This window comes from Pseudomonas sp. FDAARGOS_380, assembly GCF_002591235.1.
Lineage (GTDB): Bacteria > Pseudomonadota > Gammaproteobacteria > Pseudomonadales > Pseudomonadaceae > Aquipseudomonas > Aquipseudomonas salmasensis.
The window spans coordinates 3,666,360-3,685,684 of the sequence record NZ_CP023969.1; the positions used below are offsets into that span (position 1 = coordinate 3,666,360).

At 60.0% G+C, this 19,325-nt stretch carries 17 protein-coding genes; 11 read left to right on the top strand and 6 right to left on the bottom strand.

Annotated features, from left to right (window positions below):
* Positions 1-3: 3 nt before the first annotated feature.
* Together prpF and prpD are read left to right on the top strand one after the other, a co-directional pair.
* Positions 4-1,194: a 2-methylaconitate cis-trans isomerase PrpF gene (gene prpF / locus CRN80_RS17210; protein WP_020302624.1), complete on the top strand. Its 1,191-nt coding sequence runs from the start codon at positions 4-6 to the stop codon at positions 1,192-1,194.
* A 157-nt stretch (positions 1,195-1,351) separates the two neighbouring features.
* Complete coding sequence (prpD, locus tag CRN80_RS17215; RefSeq protein WP_098950662.1) at positions 1,352-2,836, top strand: 2-methylcitrate dehydratase; 1,485 nt, start codon at positions 1,352-1,354, stop codon at positions 2,834-2,836.
* Positions 2,837-2,974: 138 nt separating this feature from the next.
* Here prpD and CRN80_RS17220 read toward each other — a convergent pair whose 3' ends face one another.
* Genes CRN80_RS17220 through CRN80_RS17240 form a run of 5 tightly spaced genes read right to left on the bottom strand, consistent with a single transcriptional unit; the run spans position 2,975 to position 8,515 of the window.
* Positions 2,975-3,721, bottom strand: coding sequence for an alanyl-tRNA editing protein (locus CRN80_RS17220; protein ID WP_032895793.1), 747 nt, complete (start codon positions 3,719-3,721; stop codon positions 2,975-2,977).
* Between the two features lie 2 nt (positions 3,722-3,723).
* Positions 3,724-4,716: a serine O-acetyltransferase gene (locus tag CRN80_RS17225; RefSeq protein WP_003193308.1), complete on the bottom strand. Its 993-nt coding sequence runs from the start codon at positions 4,714-4,716 to the stop codon at positions 3,724-3,726.
* A gap of 37 nt (positions 4,717-4,753) precedes the next feature.
* Positions 4,754-5,668, bottom strand: coding sequence for a PLP-dependent cysteine synthase family protein (locus CRN80_RS17230; protein ID WP_032895794.1), 915 nt, complete (start codon positions 5,666-5,668; stop codon positions 4,754-4,756).
* A gap of 16 nt (positions 5,669-5,684) precedes the next feature.
* Positions 5,685-7,547: a molybdopterin-synthase adenylyltransferase MoeB gene (gene moeB, locus CRN80_RS17235; protein WP_032895795.1), complete on the bottom strand. Its 1,863-nt coding sequence runs from the start codon at positions 7,545-7,547 to the stop codon at positions 5,685-5,687.
* 23 nt (positions 7,548-7,570) lie between these two features.
* Positions 7,571-8,515, bottom strand: coding sequence for a DMT family transporter (locus tag CRN80_RS17240; RefSeq protein ID WP_032897827.1), 945 nt, complete (start codon positions 8,513-8,515; stop codon positions 7,571-7,573).
* 109 nt (positions 8,516-8,624) lie between these two features.
* Here CRN80_RS17240 and CRN80_RS17245 point away from each other — a divergent pair, with 109 nt between their 5' ends.
* A complete protein-coding gene (locus CRN80_RS17245; protein WP_003193301.1) occupies positions 8,625-10,049 on the top strand; it encodes a PLP-dependent aminotransferase family protein in 1,425 nt (474 codons plus the stop codon).
* 120 nt (positions 10,050-10,169) lie between these two features.
* Here the strand turns inward: CRN80_RS17245 and CRN80_RS17250 are convergent, their stop codons facing one another.
* Complete coding sequence (locus CRN80_RS17250; protein WP_003193298.1) at positions 10,170-10,988, bottom strand: pyruvate, water dikinase regulatory protein; 819 nt, start codon at positions 10,986-10,988, stop codon at positions 10,170-10,172.
* 178 nt (positions 10,989-11,166) lie between these two features.
* Between CRN80_RS17250 and ppsA the strand changes: the two genes are divergently transcribed.
* The 8 genes from ppsA (at position 11,167) to CRN80_RS17290 (ending at position 19,305) form a co-directional block, all read left to right on the top strand.
* Complete coding sequence (gene ppsA / locus CRN80_RS17255; RefSeq protein ID WP_032895796.1) at positions 11,167-13,542, top strand: phosphoenolpyruvate synthase; 2,376 nt, start codon at positions 11,167-11,169, stop codon at positions 13,540-13,542.
* Between the two features lie 106 nt (positions 13,543-13,648).
* Positions 13,649-14,638 carry an alpha/beta fold hydrolase gene (locus tag CRN80_RS17260; RefSeq protein ID WP_032895797.1) on the top strand — a complete coding sequence of 330 codons (990 nt, stop codon included), beginning with the start codon at positions 13,649-13,651 and terminating at the stop codon, positions 14,636-14,638.
* A gap of 229 nt (positions 14,639-14,867) precedes the next feature.
* A complete protein-coding gene (rraA, locus tag CRN80_RS17265; RefSeq protein ID WP_032895798.1) occupies positions 14,868-15,359 on the top strand; it encodes a ribonuclease E activity regulator RraA in 492 nt (163 codons plus the stop codon).
* A gap of 25 nt (positions 15,360-15,384) precedes the next feature.
* Positions 15,385-16,380, top strand: a complete 996-nt coding sequence (locus CRN80_RS17270) for a zinc transporter ZntB (protein WP_098950663.1) — start codon at positions 15,385-15,387, stop codon at positions 16,378-16,380.
* 86 nt (positions 16,381-16,466) lie between these two features.
* Entirely contained in the window at positions 16,467-16,712 is a 246-nt protein-coding gene (locus CRN80_RS17275; RefSeq protein WP_014719486.1) for a hypothetical protein, read from the top strand.
* 2 nt (positions 16,713-16,714) lie between these two features.
* Positions 16,715-17,539: a mechanosensitive ion channel domain-containing protein gene (locus tag CRN80_RS17280; protein ID WP_003193288.1), complete on the top strand. Its 825-nt coding sequence runs from the start codon at positions 16,715-16,717 to the stop codon at positions 17,537-17,539.
* 87 nt (positions 17,540-17,626) lie between these two features.
* Positions 17,627-18,217 (top strand): RNA polymerase sigma factor SigX, encoded by a 591-nt coding sequence (gene sigX / locus CRN80_RS17285; RefSeq protein WP_003193286.1) that lies wholly within the window; start codon positions 17,627-17,629, stop codon positions 18,215-18,217.
* A gap of 107 nt (positions 18,218-18,324) precedes the next feature.
* Positions 18,325-19,305 carry an OmpA family protein gene (locus CRN80_RS17290; RefSeq protein WP_032895800.1) on the top strand — a complete coding sequence of 327 codons (981 nt, stop codon included), beginning with the start codon at positions 18,325-18,327 and terminating at the stop codon, positions 19,303-19,305.
* Positions 19,306-19,325: the final 20 nt, after the last annotated feature.

Sequence of the window (19,325 nt, forward strand, 5' to 3'; positions counted from 1 at the left end):
ACCATGGCACACGTAGCGCAAATCAAAATCCCCGCCACTTACATGCGTGGCGGCACCAGCAAGGGCGTGTTCTTCAGCCTACAGGACCTGCCCGCAGCGGCGCAGGTGCCGGGCCCTGCACGTGACGCCTTGTTGCTGCGGGTGATTGGCAGCCCCGACCCCTATGACAAGCAGATCGACGGCATGGGTGGGGCCACCTCGAGCACCAGCAAGACCGTGATCCTGGCCAAAAGCAGCCGCGCCGATCACGACGTGGATTACCTGTTCGGCCAGGTCTCCATCGACAAGCCATTTGTCGATTGGAGCGGCAACTGCGGCAACCTGTCGGCGGCGGTGGGTTCGTTCGCCATCAGTGCCGGCCTGGTCGATGCGGCCCGCGTACCCCATAACGGCGTGGCCGTGGTGCGGGTGTGGCAGGCCAACATCGGCAAGACCATCATTGCCCACGTGCCGATCACTGACGGCGCGGTGCAGGAAACCGGCGACTTTGAACTGGACGGCGTGACCTTCCCGGCCGCCGAAGTGCAGCTGGAATTCATGGACCCGGCGGCGGAAGAAGAGGGCGGTGGTGGCTCGATGTTCCCCACCGGCAACCTCGTCGACGACCTGGAGGTGCCCGGCGTCGGTACCTTCAAGGCCACGTTGATCAACGCCGGTATCCCGACGATTTTCATCAATGCCCAAGACCTGGGCTACACCGGTACCGAGCTGCAAGGCGCGATCAACAGCGACCCCAAGGCCTTGGCGATGTTCGAGACTGTGCGGGCGTATGGCGCGTTGCGCATGGGCTTGATCAAACACCTGGACGAAGCCGCCCAGCGCCAGCACACGCCCAAGGTAGCATTCGTGGCCAAGCCTGCCGATTACGTGGCCTCCAGTGGCAAGGCGATCAAGGCCGGCGATGTGGATCTGCTGGTGCGCGCCTTGTCCATGGGCAAACTGCACCACGCGATGATGGGCACCGCGGCGGTGGCGATTGGCACCGCGGCGGCGATTTCCGGCACCTTGGTCAACCTGGCGGCGGGCGGCGTAGAGCGCAATGCCGTGCGCTTCGGGCACCCGTCCGGCACCTTGCGCGTCGGCGCCGAGGCCAGCCAGGTGGACGGTGAATGGGTGGTGAAGAAAGCCATCATGAGCCGCAGTGCGCGAGTGTTGATGGAAGGCTACGTGCGCATCCCCGGCGACGCCTTCTAGCTTGATCGTTCCCGCGCTCCGCGTGGGAACGCCGCCTGGGACGCTCTGCGTCCCGCTGTGACGCGGAGCGTCACGGGATGCATTCCCACGCGGAGCGTGGGAACGATCGTAAACCCTGACCCTGAGGATGGAACAACCAACTTTTAGGAGAACTGCCATGAGCGCCAACGTCGACCACAACAACCGCCCCGACTACGACCCGGTGTTGCAGGACATCGCCGACTACGTCCTCAACTACCGCATCGACTCCCAGGATGCCCTGGATACCGCCCGCAACTGCCTGATGGACACCCTCGGCTGTGGCCTGCTGGCCCTGCGCTTCCCCGAGTGCACCAAGCACCTGGGGCCGATGGTGGAGGGCACCGTAGTGCCGTTCGGCGCACGGGTGCCGGGCACTTCGTATCGCCTGGACCCGGTCAAGGCCGCCTGGGACATCGGTTGCATCGTGCGCTGGCTCGACTACAACGACACCTGGCTCGCCGCTGAATGGGGCCACCCTTCGGACAACCTTGGCGGCATCCTCGCCGTGGCCGATCACCTGTCGCAAAAGCGCCTGGCCAATGGCGACGCGCCGCTGACCGTGCGTGCGGTGCTGGAAGCGATGATCATGGCCCACGAAATCCAAGGTGTGATTGCCTTGGAAAACTCCTTCAACCGTGTAGGCCTCGACCATGTGTTGCTGGTGAAAGTCGCCTCCACGGCGGTCACCGCCAAGCTGATGGGCGCCAACCGTGAACAACTGTTATCGGCGTTGTCCCATGCGTTTGTCGATGGCCAGGCGCTGCGCACCTATCGCCATGCGCCGAATGCCGGCTCACGCAAATCCTGGGCCGCAGGCGATGCATCGAGCCGCGGCGTGCGCCTGGCAGACATCGCCTTGCGTGGCGAAATGGGCATCCCCGGCGTGCTGAGTGCGCCGCAATGGGGCTTCTACGACGTGCTGTTCAGCCACACCAACAAGGACCTGGCGCTCAAGCCCGAGGATAAGCGCGCCTTCAGCCTGCCCCAACCCTACGGCACCTACGTGATGGAAAACGTGCTGTTCAAGATCAGCTTCCCGGCCGAGTTCCACGCGCAAACCGCCTGTGAAGCGGCAGTCGCCCTGCACCCGCAGGTCAAGCATCGCCTGCATGAAATCGAGCGCATCGTGATCACCACCCACGAGTCGGCGATTCGCATTATTTCCAAGGTCGGCCCATTGGCCAACGCTGCCGACCGCGACCACTGCCTGCAATACATGACCGCCGTGCCCTTGGCGTTCGGCAACCTGGTGGCCGAGCAGTATGAAGATGATTTCCACGCGGCCCACCCGATCATCGATGAGCTGCGCGACAAGATGGTCATCGTCGAAGACCCGCGCTACAGCCGCGAATACCTGGAGGCTGACAAACGCTCGATTGCCAACGCGGTGCAGGTGTTTTTCACGGACGGCACCTGCACCGAGCAGGTGGCGGTGGAGTACCCGATTGGCCATCGCCGCCGTCGGGTGGACGGCATTCCACTGCTGGAAGACAAGTTCAAAGCCAACCTGACCACGCGCTTCACTGCGCAACACAGCGCGCAGATTTTTGCATTGTGCAAGGATCAGGCACGGCTTGAGGCGACGCCTGTGAACCGTTTCATGGACCTGCTCACGATCTGAAAAAACAACACGTTCACTGTTGGACCTGGTTTGCCCTAACCCCTGTAGGAGCGAGCTTGCTCGCGAAAAACCCATAGGCGCCGCGCTTATTCAGGAAGCACGCGTTGTCGTTGACGTTTTTCGCGAGCAAGCTCGCTCCTACAAAGGCAATGACGCAGGTTCAAACCGCAGTATCACCCGGCGATTGTGCTTACTCTTCTTCTCGATCTTCTCGCAGAACACCCGGCCGATTTCCTCGGTGTTGAGCACGTGGGTACCGCCGCAGGGCTGGATATCGATGCCGGGGATTTCAATCACCCGTACCGACCCCGAGACCACCGGCGGCGCAACCGCCTGGGTGCGGGTGATCTGCAGCAGGGTCGCGTACTCGGTGGCGGGCATCGACAGGGTCTTGACCGCGTGGGCCTGCTCGATCAGGGCGTTGAGGTCGTGGGTGAGGCGGTCCTTGTCCAGGGTCATTTCCGGCAGGTCGAAATCCAGGCGGCCTTTATCTGCGCTGATGCTGCAACCGGTCACGGGCGCGTCGATCAGCGAACACAGCAAGTGCAGGCAGGTGTGCATCTTCATGTGCTGGTAGCGCCGCTCCCAATCCAGCCCGGCGTCGACCTGGACGCCAGCGGCCAACTGTTCGGGGCAGTGGTCCACCTGGTGCCAGATGATCGAGCGCAATACCGGGTCGCGCACGGTGCCGGTCACTTGCACCCGTGTGCCATCGGCCAGGGTGAGGTGGCCGGTATCGCCCGGTTGCCCGCCGCCGGTGGGGTAGAACAGGGTGTGCTCCAGGGCGATACCCTGTTCGCTGACGGCAATCACCCGGGCGCTGAAGGCGTTCTGGTAGGGCGCGCTGTCGAACAGCGCCAGGGTTTCCATGGTATGCACGGACATGTTCAACCTCCGACGATCAATGGGGTGGCTTGCAAGAGGTGGCGCACCAGTGCGCTCAAGCCAGGGGGAGAGAGCAGGGTGATTTCAAATTCCGGCCCGCATACCTTCAGGTTCAGCGGCAGGCGTGGCAGTTGTTCGTCGTTGTCGAGGCGACGCAGGCGAAACTGCAGGTGGTGGCGCTCTTTCACCGTGGGTTCGAGCATCAGCCCTTGCAGCGGATGAAAGTCGGCGTCCAGCACGGTGACCTTGTGGCCGACACTCACTTCGCCCACCACGTGCAAGCGCTCATCCAGGGCAAAAGCGCCGAGGTAGTTGCTGTGGTCCGATTCATCGTTTTTTTGCAGTTGGATCTGGTTGACCACCTTGACCTTGGTGCCTGCCGGCACGTCCTGGGTAATCACGCAGGAGGGGCTGATAAACACGTTGTCGCCGATCGAAACATAGCCCAGCACCCGGGCGCCGGCGCCGACTTCGACGTTATTGCCCAGGCGCGGGTGGCGCTTGCCGTCCGGGTTGTTGGCGATACCGCGCGCGCCCAGGGTCACGCCGCAGAGGATGTAGCAATCGTTGCCGATCACGCAGGTTTCGCCGATGACCGTGCCGTAGCCATGGTCCAGCACAAAGCGCCGGCCGATACGCGCTGCCGGGTGAATCTCGGCGCCGGAGAGGATTTTACCCTGGTTGCTCAGCTTGAGGGCCATGCGCGAAAACTCGCCGTTGTCAGCGGCCTGGAAATGCCACACCAGGTGCGCAAGGCGGTAGAACAGCACGGCCTTGAACGAGGCGTAGGACTCCAGGATCAACTCACCGCGCCCACGGGACGCCGGGTCGCGATAGGCATAGGCGATCAGGTCCTCGGCCACTGCCTGGGCGGCGTTCTGGATCAACGGCGCCAGGTGCGGTTCCAGCTGCTTCATCTGCCCGGGCGTCAGGGTGGTGATGAGGTGGGTCAGCAACTCATCGTGCAGCTGTTGCATGTCGATAAAGCCCCCCATGGAGACACCCCCGTATGTTGAATGGTTAAAAGCCCGGTTATTCGAAGCTGGGCAGGTAGCTGTCGGCATTGTCGTAGACCATGGTCAACACCACCGTTTCGGGCGGCAGTTCGGGGGCAAGTTGGGCGATGGCGACCATGTTGGCGGCCGAAGACAGCCCCAGGCTGATGGCATCGGTGCGCATGATGCGTTTGATCATGTCCAGGCAATCGGCGTGCGACACCTTGAGCATGCCGTCGATCACATCCAGGTTGAGGATGCTGGGGATCAGGCCAATCGACAGGCCCTGGATCGCGTGCGCGGCGTGCTGGTCTTTCAGCAAGTCGCATTCCTCCGGCTCTACGCCCATCACTCGCAGCGCCGGCCAGGCGGCCTTGAGGGTTTCGCCGATACCGGTGATGTGGCCCCCGGTGCCTATGCCGCTGACGAAGTAGTCCACGCGCTGTTCACCGAAGGCGCGCAGGATTTCCGGGGCGGTAGTGTCACGGTGGGTTTGGGGGTTGGCGCCATTGCGTTGCTGGTTGAGCATCACGTAGTTGGGGTTCTCCAACTGCAGCTCCATGCACTTTTCACCGTGGGAGTTATTGCCCAGGCGACTGTCGGACAGCACGACCCTGGCGCCGTACAGGCGCAGCAGCTTCTGTTTTTCCGGGCTGTAGTTGTCGGGGATCACCAGCACCACTTTGTAGCCCAGCACATTGCCGGCCATCACCAGGCCAATGCCGGTGTTGCCACCACTGGGTTCGATGATGGTCTGCCCGGAATCACGGATCAGCACACCGCGGCGCTCGGCATCCAGGATCATGCCCAAGGCGATGCGCGCCTTGTGGCTGCCGCCGGGGTTGAGGGACTCCAGCTTGGCGTAGACCTCGATGCCGAGGTCTTCGGAAAACTGGGCCAGACGCACGATCGGCGTTTGGCCGATCACGTCGAGGATGGAGTTATGCAGCATCAGTACGCCCCCACCCTTAGTACAACGGCATGTCAGGTTCGACGTCGCGAACCCAATGTTTCATGCCGCCCTGCAAGACTTTGGTGTTGGCAAAGCCGGCTGCCAACAGGGTGCTGGCGGCTTGCTCGGCGCGAGTGCCTGCGTAGCAGATCAGGTAGTGGGTGTTGTCGCGGCTCAGGCTGGCGAGCTGCCCATCCAGTTCTGCCAGCGGGATATGCACCACGCCCGGTAATTTGCACACTTCCAGTTCGCTGGCGTCACGCACGTCCAGCAATACATCGGCGCTGCTGGGGTGTTCGAGCACTTGCTTTAGCACCTGGGGCTTGATGTAGCGTTCTGCGGCCAGGGAGGGCTGGCTCGGTACGGCATCGGCGCAGGTGGCCGGCGCGACGGTTTCGCTGTGGCGCAGGTCCGAACAGCAGGGGCAGTCGGCGCGGCGCTTGAAGCGGATCTCGCTGAACTTCATCGCCAGTGCGTCGAAGCGCATCAAGCGGCCGGACAAGGGTTCGCCAATGCCAATCAGCAATTTGATCGCCTCGGTGGCCTGGATCATGCCGACCACGCCCGGCAACACGCCGATCACACCGCCCGCGCTGCAATTGGGCGCCAGCTCAGCGGGCGGGGCCTTGGGGAACAGGCAGCGATAGCACGGCCCACCTTTATAGTTGAGCACGCTGATCTGCCCGTCGAAACGGTAGATGGCGCCGTACACCAAAGGTTTGCCCAATTGCACACAGGCGTCGTTGACCAGGTAGCGGGTGTCGAAATTGTCGGTGCCGTCGATCACCAGGTCATAGGCGCCCACCAGTTCCAGGGCGTTGTCAGTGTCAAGCGCGGTGTTGTGCGCGTTGATCTGGATATAGGGGTTGAGGTCCAGCAGACGCTGCTTGGCGGACTCGACCTTGGGCATGCCCAGGGTGCTGTTGCCATGCACAATCTGGCGTTGCAGGTTGCTGCTTTCCACCACGTCAAAGTCCACCAGGCCCAGGGTGCCGATGCCGGCCGCCGCCAGGTACAGGCTGATGGGAGAGCCCAGGCCGCCGGTACCGATGACCAGCACCTTGGCTTTCTTCAGGTTCAATTGGCCCTCGCGGCCGACGCCCGGCAGGGTGATGTGGCGCACGTAGCGCTGCACTTCTTCGTTGCTCAGTGTGTCGATGTCCATGCCGCCGGAGGTGGCGAGCAATACTTCGATCCGGGCTTTTGCTGGCAGCGGTTCATCGGCGTCGATCAACTCCTCCTCGGCGGTAAACAGGAAGTGTTCCTTGAGCTGGTCGTTCTTTTCATGGAACAGGTGCTGACGCAATTGGGGGTGATGGGTGCAGAGATTTTCAATGACTTCGCGCAATGTCGATCCGGCGCCCTCAAGGGTCGATTCCGGCAGCTTGGCCACGCGAACCAGAATGTCGGGGAAAGAGACAGCGTTCATGGACAACTCCGTGTGCAGGTCGTTGAAAGGTTGAAGGGAGAAATGCTTGCCATCCCAGGCAAACAGCTTGGAGCCCAGGGCCTGGCCCTGACGAACATCCACCACCAGGTAACTGACGGGGAAGATCGGCTCGCCCAGGAACAGCGCCTTGTCCTGGTCTTCGTCACTGAAATAGGCGCCCACATCCGGGTGTGAGTGGTAGATCACCACCACCGGGTTGTCGCTGCGAAACGCCTTGTTCATCAGCAGGGTATCGGCCACCGAAAAGGTGTAGCCGTTGGCCGCGCTGCGTGGGTACATCTGGGGGTTCTTGCGGTGCAGCTCATTCTGGATATTGCTGCCCAGGTACACGCTGCCGTCGGCGAAGACAAAACCACAGCACTCCTCGGGGTAGCTGCGGCTGGCGTGGGCGTAGATCTGTTCCAGGGCGGTGGGGCGGAGGACGTCCATGTTTCTCTCGCGTTGGTTGAGGGTCACTTTTTCTTGGCCATGAGTTTTTCGATCGGCAATTTGGTAATCGCAAAGCCGGCCAGCAGGATGGCCGAGTACAGCATCAGGTCGCGGGAGATTTCCACGCCTTCGTACCAGGCACCGATGATGACCGCGAACACCGGGAAGATAATGAAGACGAACGACAGGATGATCGGGCTCAGGCGCTTGAGCAGCATGAAATACACAATGAACCCGCCCACCGAGGCCACCAGCCCGAGGTAGAACAGCGCGCTCCAGGAGCGCAGGGTGATGGCGTCGAACGTCGGCGTTTCAAACCACAGACCGGCCAGGAACAGCATCAGCCCGGCAATGCCGATGGGCAGGGTGTTGTAGGTGATGACGCTGATGGCGCTGCCTTTTTGCTTGGTAATGACATAGCACAAGGCGTGCATGATTGCGGCGCTCAGAATGGCCAGCACCCCCAGGAACTCGGCGTGGTCCAGGTGCAGGCCCTGGCTCTTGATAATCATGTAGAGGCTGCCGAAACCGATGCCGATGCCGACCACCTGGGAAAAATAGATGCGCTCGCGCAGGAACAGCGCGGAGAAGATCAGGATGAACACCGGCATGCAGCTGAACAGCAGGGCGGTGAGGCCCGACGACACATGCATTTCGCCATAGTTGAGCAAATAGTAGGGAACGCTGAAGTAAGACAGGGTCACGAATACGAAGAACCAGCGGCTTTCCCGGGGAAACAGGATCGGCTCACGGCGCACCATGGCAAAACACAGGAACAGCGGAAACGCGATGAGAAAGCGCAGGCCGGCGGATGTCAGCGGCGGCACGCTCTCCACGGCGATCTTAATGCCCAGCCAAGTGGTGCCCCAACTCAGGCACACAATCAGGAACATCACGCTGGTCACCAGCCCGGCGAGCCACTGTTTTTGCGTTTTTGTTTTTGCAGTGTTTTCGAGAACGGCGGACATTGGCATCGTTTATTGCTTCCCTGAGCCGGAATTGAACTCTATATTGAACTTGTAATGAGTTATGTTTATCGGCGATTGAACCCGTAAAAGCACACTATTAGGGCGAAAGATGGCTGTCAAAACAAATATTGACATGGTGTCAATTATGCGTGAGGGCTTGTCCAACGGGCAGGGCGTGAAGTACAAGCGCCTGTCCGATGTGATGGAACGGGGCATCCTCGAAGGCTTGATTGAACCGGGACGAAAACTGCCGCCCCATCGGGTGCTTTCCGACAATTTAGGCGTGACCATCGGCACCATCAGCCGGGCCTACGGTGAGCTGGAGCGCCTGGGCCTGGTGGTTGCACGAGTCGGTGACGGCACTTTCGTGCGCAAGCGTGGGATGGAGCGCCAGCGTGATGAAGGTTTTCGCAATTTCAGCGAGGAGCCGCGCCAGTACTTCGACATGAGCCGCAACATGCACATTCCTGGGCAAGAGACGGTGTTTCTCGCCCAGAGCTTCCAAACCCTGTCGACCAACGCCAAGTTCCTCCAGGACATCAGCGCCTACACCCCGGACGCCGGCCTGCCGCGCTACCGTGAAGCAGGCGCGCAATGGCTGGTGCAGCGCGAGTTTCATCCGATTCCCGAGCAGGTCATCTGCGTCAACGGCGGCCAGCACGGCTTGTTGTGCGCCATGATGGCGTTGCTGCGTGCTGGCGATACGGTGGTTACCGAGCAGTTGACTTACCCCGGGCTGATTACCGCCGCGCGCATGCTGGGGGTACGGTTGATCGGCCTGGAGATGGACGAGGAAGGTGTGCTGCCCACGGCGCTGGATGAGGTTTGTCGTAATCACCGGATTTCGGCGTTGTATTGCACGCCGACTATCCAGAATCCGACGACCGCCGTGTTGTCGGTTGCGCGCCGCGAAGCCTTGGCCAGGGTGTGTCGCGAACATAACTTGCTGATTCTGGAGGACGAAGCCCACGGTGTGCTGGTGGAGGACCGTCCGCCGCCCCTCAGCTATTTCGCGCCTGAACGTACGATTTTGATCAGCAGCCTGAGCAAGGCGGTGTCAGCCGGTTTGCGGGTGGGCTACGTGCATGCGCCGCCCGCGCTGGTCAGCCGCATCTCGGCGGCGATCCGTTCGACCTGCTGGATGGCCACACCTGTGACCTTGGAACTGGCGACCCAGTGGATCGAAAACGGCACGGCGGAATATTTGTTGCGTCAGCAGATCAATGAGATCAGTCGGCGCAAGACGCTGGTCGAAGATTTATTGACCGGCCTGGCCTATCGCACCCACCTTAACAGTCCGCATTTTTGGATCGAAGTCCCCGAGCCCTGGCGTGCGTCGGAAATCGAGGCAGAGCTCAAGCAGAACAATTACCTGATCGCCACCGCCGAGGCGTTTGCCGTGGGGCAGACGGCGGTGCCGCAGTTTATTCGGGCGAGTATCTGCAACACGTCGGGCGATGATCAGTTATTGCGCGAAGGGTTTGATGCGCTGGCGACGGCGTTGGGGCAGGGGGGCGGGCGGTTTCATCTGTGAGACCGCGCTCGTTCCCACGCTCTGCGTGGGAATGCATCTTGCGGCGCTCCGCGTCGCTATTGCGGGACGCGGAGCGTCCCAGGCGGCGTTCCCACGCAGAGCGTGGGAACGATCACAAGATCACTTAAAGCGCCGCTCAACCCCTTTCTCCACCAAAATCTTCGCCGAGATCTCTTCCACCGAAAAATGCGTGGAATTGATGTGCGCAATATTCTCGCGGCGGAACAGATTTTCTACTTCACGCACTTCAAATTCACACTGGGCATAGCTGGAATAGCGGCTGTTGGGCTTGCGTTCGTTGCGGATGGCGGTCAGCCGGTCCGGGTCGATGGTCAGGCCGAACAGCTTGTGGGAATGCGCGCGCAAGGCGGCGGGCAGGGTCAGGTGCTCCATGTCGTCTTCGGTCAGCGGATAGTTGGCCGCACGAATACCGAACTGCATGGCCATGTACAGGCAGGTCGGGGTCTTGCCGCAACGCGACACGCCCACCAGGATCAGGTCGGCCTTGTCGTAGTAGTGGGTGCGGGCGCCGTCGTCGTTGTCGAGGGCGAAGTTCACCGCCTCGATACGCTCCATATAGTTGGAGTTATGCCCAATGGAGTGGGACTTTCCGACGGAATAGGACGAATGTTCACTCAACTCCTGTTCCAGTGGCGCCAGGAAGGTAGAGAAAATATCGATCATGAAACCATTCGACGTTGCGAGAATCTCACGAATGTCTTGATTGACGATGGTGTCGAAAATGATCGGGCGAAAACCGTCTTTTTCAGCCGCCAGATTGATTTGTTGTACCATGGCCCGCGCTTTATCCACGCTGTCTATATAAGGCCGGGTGAATTTGGCGAAGGTAATGTTTTCGAACTGCGCGAGCAGGCTCTGACCCAATGTTTCGGCTGTAATGCCGGTGCCGTCGGAAATAAAGAAAGCAGATCGTTTCATTTGAGCCCTGGGCCTTAAGCTGATGGCGAATCTTGGATATGATAGGCGCGATTTTGCCGTCCCGCAGTGGGCCGCATTCTCACTTATTTTCCAGGTCCAGGCCACAAGCGCTGGCGTTAGCTCCTACTGAGCAACCCGCGTCCTGAGCTTTTCCAACACAGAAAGTGGAGAGATCACCTTGGTAGAGTACGTAGTTTCCCTCGATAAGCTCGGCGTCCATGATGTAGAGCATGTGGGGGGCAAGAACGCATCCCTCGGCGAGATGATCAGTAATCTTGCAGGCGCTGGTGTCTCGGTGCCCGGTGGTTTCGCCACCACGGCCCAGGCTTACCGCGACTTCCTCGAGCTGAGCGGCCTCAACGCCCAGATCCACGCCGCGCTGGACGCCCTGGACGTCGATGACGTCAACGCCCTGGCCAAGACCGGCGCCCAGATCCGCCAGTGGATCATGGAAGCCGAGTTCCCCGAGAAGCTCAACGAAGAAATTCGTACCGCCTTCGCCACCTTGTCTGCGGGTAACCCGGACATGGCCGTTGCCGTGCGCTCCTCGGCCACCGCCGAAGACTTGCCGGACGCCTCCTTTGCCGGCCAGCAGGAAACCTTCCTCAACATTCGCGGCGTCGAAAACGTGATTCGCGCGGCCAAGGAAGTGTTTGCCTCCCTCTTTAACGACCGTGCGATTTCCTACCGCGTACACCAGGGTTTCGACCACAAGCTGGTGGCCCTGTCTGCCGGCGTGCAGCGCATGGTGCGTTCGGAAACCGGCACGGCCGGCGTGATGTTCACCCTCGATACCGAATCCGGTTTCCGTGACGTGGTGTTTATCACCGGCGCCTACGGCCTGGGCGAAACCGTCGTACAAGGCGCGGTCAACCCGGACGAATTCTACGTACACAAGGGCACCCTCGAAGCGGGTCGCCCGGCCATCCTGCGCCGTAACCTGGGCAGCAAGGCCATCAAGATGATCTACGGCGACGAGGCCAAGGCCGGTCGTTCGGTCAAAACCGTTGACGTCGACAAGGCCGAGCGCGCGCGTTTCTGCCTCACCGACGCTGAAGTCAGCGAGTTGGCCAAACAAGCGATGATCATCGAAAAGCACTACAAGTGCCCGATGGACATCGAGTGGGCCAAGGACGGTGACGACGGCAAGCTCTACATCGTGCAGGCGCGCCCCGAAACCGTGAAGAGCCGCACTTCGGCCAACGTCATGGAGCGCTACCTGCTCAAGGAAACCGGCACCGTGCTGGTGGAAGGCCGTGCCATTGGCCAGCGTATTGGCGCAGGCAAGGTGCGGATCATCAAGGACGTGTCCGAGATGGACAAGGTCCAGCCGGGTGACGTACTGGTTTCCGATATGACCGACCCCGACTGGGAGCCGGTGATGAAGCGCGCCAGTGCCATCGTCACCAACCGTGGCGGGCGTACCTGCCACGCGGCGATCATCGCCCGTGAACTGGGGATTCCGGCAGTCGTGGGTTGCGGCAACGCCACTCAACTGCTCAAGGATGGCCAGGGTGTGACCGTGTCCTGCGCCGAAGGCGATACCGGCTTTATCTTCGAAGGTGAACTGGGCTTCGATATCAAGCAAAACTCCATCGACGCCATGCCCGACCTGCCGTTCAAGATCATGATGAACGTCGGCAACCCGGACCGCGCCTTCGATTTCGCGCAATTGCCGAATGCCGGTGTGGGCCTGGCCCGCCTGGAGTTCATCATCAACCGCATGATCGGTGTGCACCCCAAGGCACTGCTGAACTATGACGGCCTGCCACTGGACATCAAGGAAAGCGTCGACAAGCGCATCGCCGGCTACAACGACCCGGTAGGGTTCTACGTCGAGAAACTGGTCGAAGGCATCAGCACCCTGGCTGCGGCGTTCTACCCGAAAAAGGTCATCGTGCGCCTGTCGGACTTCAAGTCCAATGAATACGCCAACCTGATCGGCGGCAAGCTCTACGAGCCAGAAGAAGAAAACCCGATGCTGGGCTTCCGCGGTGCCTCGCGTTACATCAGCGAAGCCTTCCGTGACTGCTTCGAGCTCGAATGCCGTGCGCTCAAGCGTGTGCGCAACGAGATGGGCCTGACCAACGTCGAGATCATGGTGCCGTTCGTGCGCACCCTGGGCGAGGCGAGCCAAGTGGTGGACCTGCTGGCCGAAAACGGCCTGACCCGTGGCGAGAACGGCCTGCGCGTGATCATGATGTGCGAATTGCCGTCCAACGCCATCCTGGCTGAAGAGTTCCTGGAGTTCTTCGACGGTTTCTCCATCGGCTCCAACGACCTGACCCAGTTGACCCTGGGCCTGGACCGCGACTCGGGGATCATCGCCCACTTGTTCGACGAGCGTAACCCGGCGGTCAAGAAGCTGTTGGCCAACGCCATTCAGGCCTGTAACAAGGCTGGCAAGTACATCGGTATCTGCGGCCAAGGCCCTTCGGACCACCCTGACCTGGCCAAATGGCTGATGGAGCAGGGGATCGAGAGCGTTTCGTTGAACCCCGATTCCGTGCTGGAAACCTGGTTCTTCCTGGCTGAAGGCCAAGCGTCCGCCTAAGATCGCGTGGTCAAAAGTGCCGGTCACTCGTTGCGGGTGACCGGCATTCTTATCTGTACAGGGCGGGAATCCTTGCGGACGCCGCCCTTTTTTGTGCAAGAGCATTATGCAAAGCAGCAGCAATCTATTTCCTGTCGCCCTGATCAGCGCTGAACGTCGCGGCGATCTGAGTGAAGACGTCTATCGGCTCAAGCCCGGTAACAGTCCTGACGGCACCGTCGAGCTGGCGGTGACCCGTTTGGGCCTGGCCGATGTCCCGGAAAACCGGGGCACGCCAATTATTTTGTTGCATGGCAGTTTTTCCAACCGGCGCTTCTGGTATTCGCCCAAGGGCATCGGCTTGGGGGCTTACCTGGCGCGTCGCGGATTTGATGTGTGGATCCCGGAAATGCGCGGCCATGGTTTGTCCAAGCGCAATCACGACTACGCCAGAAACCGTGTCGCCGATTACGCACGCTACGATTTGCCGGCCGTGGGGGCGTTTGTGTCTGAGCAAAGCGGGCAGGTTCCGCACTGGATCGGGCATTCTCTCGGCGCCACCACCTTGGCTGCGGCCTTGGGCGGGCAGCACTTGGATGCATCTGCGGTGGCATCGGTGGCGTTGTTCGGCTGCCAGGTCAGTCGTAACCATTGGCCGTTGAAAATCCCACCGGTGCAGTGGGGTGGGCGCTTTATTCTCAAGCGCCTTGGCCACCTGTCCGGCCCGCGCTTCAAACGTGGGCCCGAGGACGAACCGGCTGGCGTGATGATCGAGGCGATGCGTTGGAACGGCCTGTTCGGCCGGTTTGGCGATGCCGAGCATGACTGGTGGAAAGGCTTGGCGCAGGTCGATGTGCCGCTGTTGGCGGTGAGCGCCGCGGGCGACCGGCAAGACCCGGACTGGGCCTGCCGCAAGCTCTTCGAGCAAGTGGGCAGCGAGCATCGCCAGTACCTGTGCCTGGGGCGTCAGCAAGGTTTCAGCGAAGATTTCGGCCATGTGCAGATGCTGGTCAGCAAAGCCGCCCAGGCCCAAGTGTGGCCATTGGTGGAGCGTTGGTTGAACGACCCGCTGACACCCGTATTCGGCACGCAGCCCGAGGTGGCTGCAACGGTTTGACGAAACGCCCTGCCAGGGGCGTTTCACTCTTGAAGGGTTGCGGCTAAGATATGACGCGCCAGGCGCTTCTGGTCATATTCAGTCGCGTAACGTGTATTGCGTTGCGCTGATCAGGGTTTGATCATGGCCGCCGCCAAGGCGCGGGCACTTAAAGAATGCCTGTCGCGGGGCGTTTTCTTGATGTACACCGTGGATGTTCGACCTCTTCTTTGATGACAGGAGTTTCTCGATGAACCATTACGTGACCCCCGACCTGTGTGACGCCTACCCGGAGCTGGTGCAGGTAGTGGAGCCGATGTTCAGCAACTTCGGTGGCCGAGACTCCTTTGGCGGCGAAATTGTCACCCTTAAATGCTTCGAGGATAACTCCCTGGTCAAGGCGCAGGCTGACCTGCCGGGCGCTGGCAAAGTGCTGGTGGTCGACGGCGGCGGCTCCCTGCGCTGCGCGTTGCTGGGTGACATGATTGCCGAGAAGGCCGCGAAAAACGGTTGGGAAGGGCTGGTGATCTACGGGTGCGTCCGTGATGTCGACGTCATCGCCCAGACCGACCTGGGCGTGCAGGCCCTGGCCTCGCACCCGAAAAAAACCGACAAGCGCGGCCTGGGCGACCTGAACGTGGCGGTGACATTCGGGGGGGTGACGTTCCGCCCCGGTGAGTACATTTACGCCGACAACAACGGGGTGATCGTGTCGCCCAGCCCACTGAAAATGCCTGAATAAACTGCCGTAACCGATTGGGGTGAGGATGTTCGAAGAAGAAAACGCGCAATGGGGGCTGGTGCATGCCCTGGTGCTGGACGGTAAAGGCGGCGCGCGTTCGATTGCCCGGACTGACCTCGACGATTTGCAATTGCAGCCTCAGGAAAGCCTGTGGCTGCACTGGGATCGCAGCCATCCTCAAACCCAGACCTGGCTGCGTAAATCCAGCGGCCTGAGCGAGTTCGCCTGTGACCTGCTGCTGGAGGAGAACACTCGCCCACGCCTGTTGCCGCTGCCGGACGCCGAACTGCTGTTGTTTCTGCGCGGGATCAATCTCAACCCAGGCGCCGAGCCCGAAGACATGGTGTCGGTGCGCATCTTCGCCGCCGCCAACCGAGTGATCTCCCTGCGTTTACGCCCCTTGCGCGCCACCGATGAGTTGCTGGTGCAGCTGGCAGACGGCAAAGGCCCCAAGACGGCGTCTGAACTCATCCTTTATATGGCTCAGTACCTGACCAATAAAGTGCAGGATCTGGTTGCTGGCTTGTCTGAAATCGTCGATTCCGAGGAAGAAAACCTCGATGCCGACGAACGGTATACTCCGGAGCACGGCAGTGTTCTGCAGATCCGTCGAAGGGCTGCCGGGCTCAAGCGCTTCCTGGCCCCCCAGCGGGATATTTTTGCCCAGCTCACGCGAATCAAATTGGCCTGGTTCTGCGACGACGATGCCGACTATTGGAATGAATTGCACAACAGCCTGACCCGTTACCTGGAAGAGCTGGAATTGGCCAGAGAGCGCGTGGGGCTTGTGCTTGAGGCCGAAGACCGGCGCTTGAGCCTGCGTATGAACCGCACCATGTACCGCTTCGGGATCATCACCGGGATCTTCTTGCCGATGAGTTTTCTCACCGGTCTGCTCGGTATAAATGTGGGAGGCATCCCGTTCTCCGACAGCCCTTATGGATTCATAATTGCGTGCCTGTTGATGGTGTCTGTGGCACTGGGGCAATGGTGGTTATTTCGACGATTGCGCTGGGTTTGACCTGAATATGACCTGAACGTAAGAAAGGGCCGATGTGACCCGATGAATTTTACCCTCGTCTTTTAAATCACTTGCGAGAGGTCTCTATGCACGATCCGTTCGAACAGTCTTTGCGTGACATGCTCAATGCTTCGCCATCCAACCGTGATGACGATGCTTGCCTGGGCCGCGTACTGAAAACCGCCAACCGTCAGGTAGGGGCGGGTGACCTGTTCGGTCTGCTCGGGCGTTGGTTGCCGGCATTGATGATGGCCCTGAACAACGGTTCGGCCCATGTGTCACCGGTTTCCCGTCGTAAACCTCTTGCTAGCACTGCTGATAAGGCTGATTGAATATGGAACTTGATCTCTGGACCCAGAGCCTGGTCACCGCGATGACCGCATTGTGGACCAAGGTGGCGAATTTCATTCCCAACCTGTTTGGTGCCCTGGTCTTGGTATTGCTGGGGTTTGTCGTCGCCAAGCTGCTCGATACCCTGCTGTCCAAATTGCTCGCCAAACTGGGCCTCGATCGCCTGATGGCCGGCACTGGCCTGACCAAATTGCTCGGCCGCGCTGGGTTGCAAGTCCCGATTTCGACCCTGATCGGCAAGATCGTCTATTGGTTCGTTCTACTTATTTTTCTGGTTTCTGCGGCACAGTCCCTTGGACTTGAGCGAGTTTCAGCTACGCTCGACATGCTGGCACTGTATTTGCCGAAAGTGTTCGGCGGCGCGCTGGTGCTGCTGGTGGGGGTTTTACTCGCGCAACTGGCCAACGGGCTGGTGCGCGGGGCCGCCGAAGGCGTGGGCCTGGACTACGCGGCGGGCCTGGGGCGAATCGCCCAGGGGCTGGTGATCATCATCAGTATTTCTGTCGCGATCAGCCAGTTGGAGGTCAAAACTGACCTGCTCAACCACGTGATTGTGATTGTTTTGATTACCGTTGGTCTGGCAGTTGCGCTGGCCATGGGGTTGGGAAGCCGGGAAATTGCCGGTCAGATTCTTGCGGGAATCTATGTGCGTGAGCTGTATCAAGTTGGGCAACAGGTGCGTGTGGGCGAGGTCGAAGGGCAAATCGAGGAGATCGGCACAGTCAAGACGACCGTGCTGACCGATGACGGGGAACTGGTGTCGCTGTCTAACCGGATTCTCCTGGAGCAGCAGGTCAGTAGCCGCTAATCCGGCAAATCCTGCTAATGTACGCCGCCGCAAACCCGGGTGACCGGGTTGCAGCGGACATTGACCTGACTGTCGGCACGACTTGTTTTGAATAAAGCCCAAACGCTGTCCACGCGCTATGACCCCCGTGAGCTCTCTGATGAGGAGTTGGTCGCGCGCTCGCACACGGAGCTGTTTCACGTAACACGCGCGTACGAAGAATTGATGCGCAGGTATCAACGCACTCTGTTCAACGTTTGTTCAAGGTATTTGGGGAACGATAGAGACGCGGATGATGTCTGTCAGGAAGTGATGCTCAAGGTGCTATACGGCCTGAAGAACTTCGAGGGCAAATCGAAGTTCAAGACCTGGCTGTACAGCATCACGTACAACGAGTGCATCACGCAGTATCGTAAGGAACGGCGAAAGCGTCGCTTGATGGACGCTTTGAGTCTGGACCCCCTTGAGGAGGCGTCTGAAGAGAAGGCGCCGGCACCCGAGGAGAAGGGCGGACTTGATCGCTGGTTGGTGCATGTGAACCCGATTGACCGGGAAATTCTGGTGCTTCGCTTTGTCGCAGAGCTGGAATTCCAGGAAATCGCTGACATCATGCATATGGGCTTGAGTGCTACAAAAATGCGGTACAAACGTGCTCTTGATAAATTACGTGAGAAATTTGCGGGCGAGACTGAAACTTAGTGCGTAGCAAATATCTCTTACGTGTAGGCAAGTTCTGTTAGACTTGTCGCCGAGTTGTCCCCCGGTTTGTGGGACTGCTTTACAATCACCAGATGGGGATTTAACGGATGAAACTGAAAAACACCTTGGGCTTGGCCATTGGTTCTCTTATTGCCGCTACTTCTTTCGGCGTTCTGGCACAAGGCCAAGGCGCAGTTGAAGGCGAGCTGTTCTACAAGAAGCAGTACAACGATAGCGTTAAGCACATCGAAGACGGCTTCAACCCAGGCGCTCGCATTGGTTACTTCCTGACCGACGATCTGTCGTTGAATCTGTCGTACGACAAGACCAACCACACCCGTTCGAACGACGGCACTGGCAACCAGAAGATCAAAGGTGACACTGGCAGCCTCGTTGCTCAGTACCACTTCGGTCAGGCTGGCGTTGATAGCCTGCGTCCATACGTTGAAGGCGGTTTCGGCCACCAGAGCCGTACCAACGTTAAGGTTGACGGCCACAGCGGTCGCGACCAGACCACTTTCGCTACCATCGGTACCGGCGTGAAGTACTACTTCACCAACAACCTGTACGCTCGTGCTGGTGTTGAAGCTGACTACGGTCTGGACAACGGCAAGTGGGACTACTCCGCACTGGTTGGCCTGGGCGTGAACTTCGGCGGTAACGCTGGCGCAGCTGCTCCAGCTCCTACCCCAGCACCAGCTCCAGAGCCAGTTCCAGAGCCAGAGGCTCCGGTTGCTCAGGTTGTTCGTGTTGAGCTGGACGTTAAGTTCGACTTCGACAAGGCCGTTGTTAAGCCTAACAGCTACGGCGACGTTAAAAACCTGGCCGACTTCATGGCTCAGTACCCAGCTACCAACGTAGAAGTTGCTGGTCACACTGACTCCGTAGGTCCAGACGCTTACAACCAGAAGCTGTCCCAGCGTCGTGCTGACGCTGTTAAGCAAGTCCTGGTTAAAGACGGCGTTGCTCCTAACCGTGTAACTGCTGTTGGTTACGGCGAATCCCGCCCAGTTGCTGACAACGCAACTGAAGCTGGTCGCGCTGTTAACCGTCGCGTAGAAGCGTCGGTTGAAGCTCAAGCTCAGTAATTACTGAGTAAAGAAAAGCC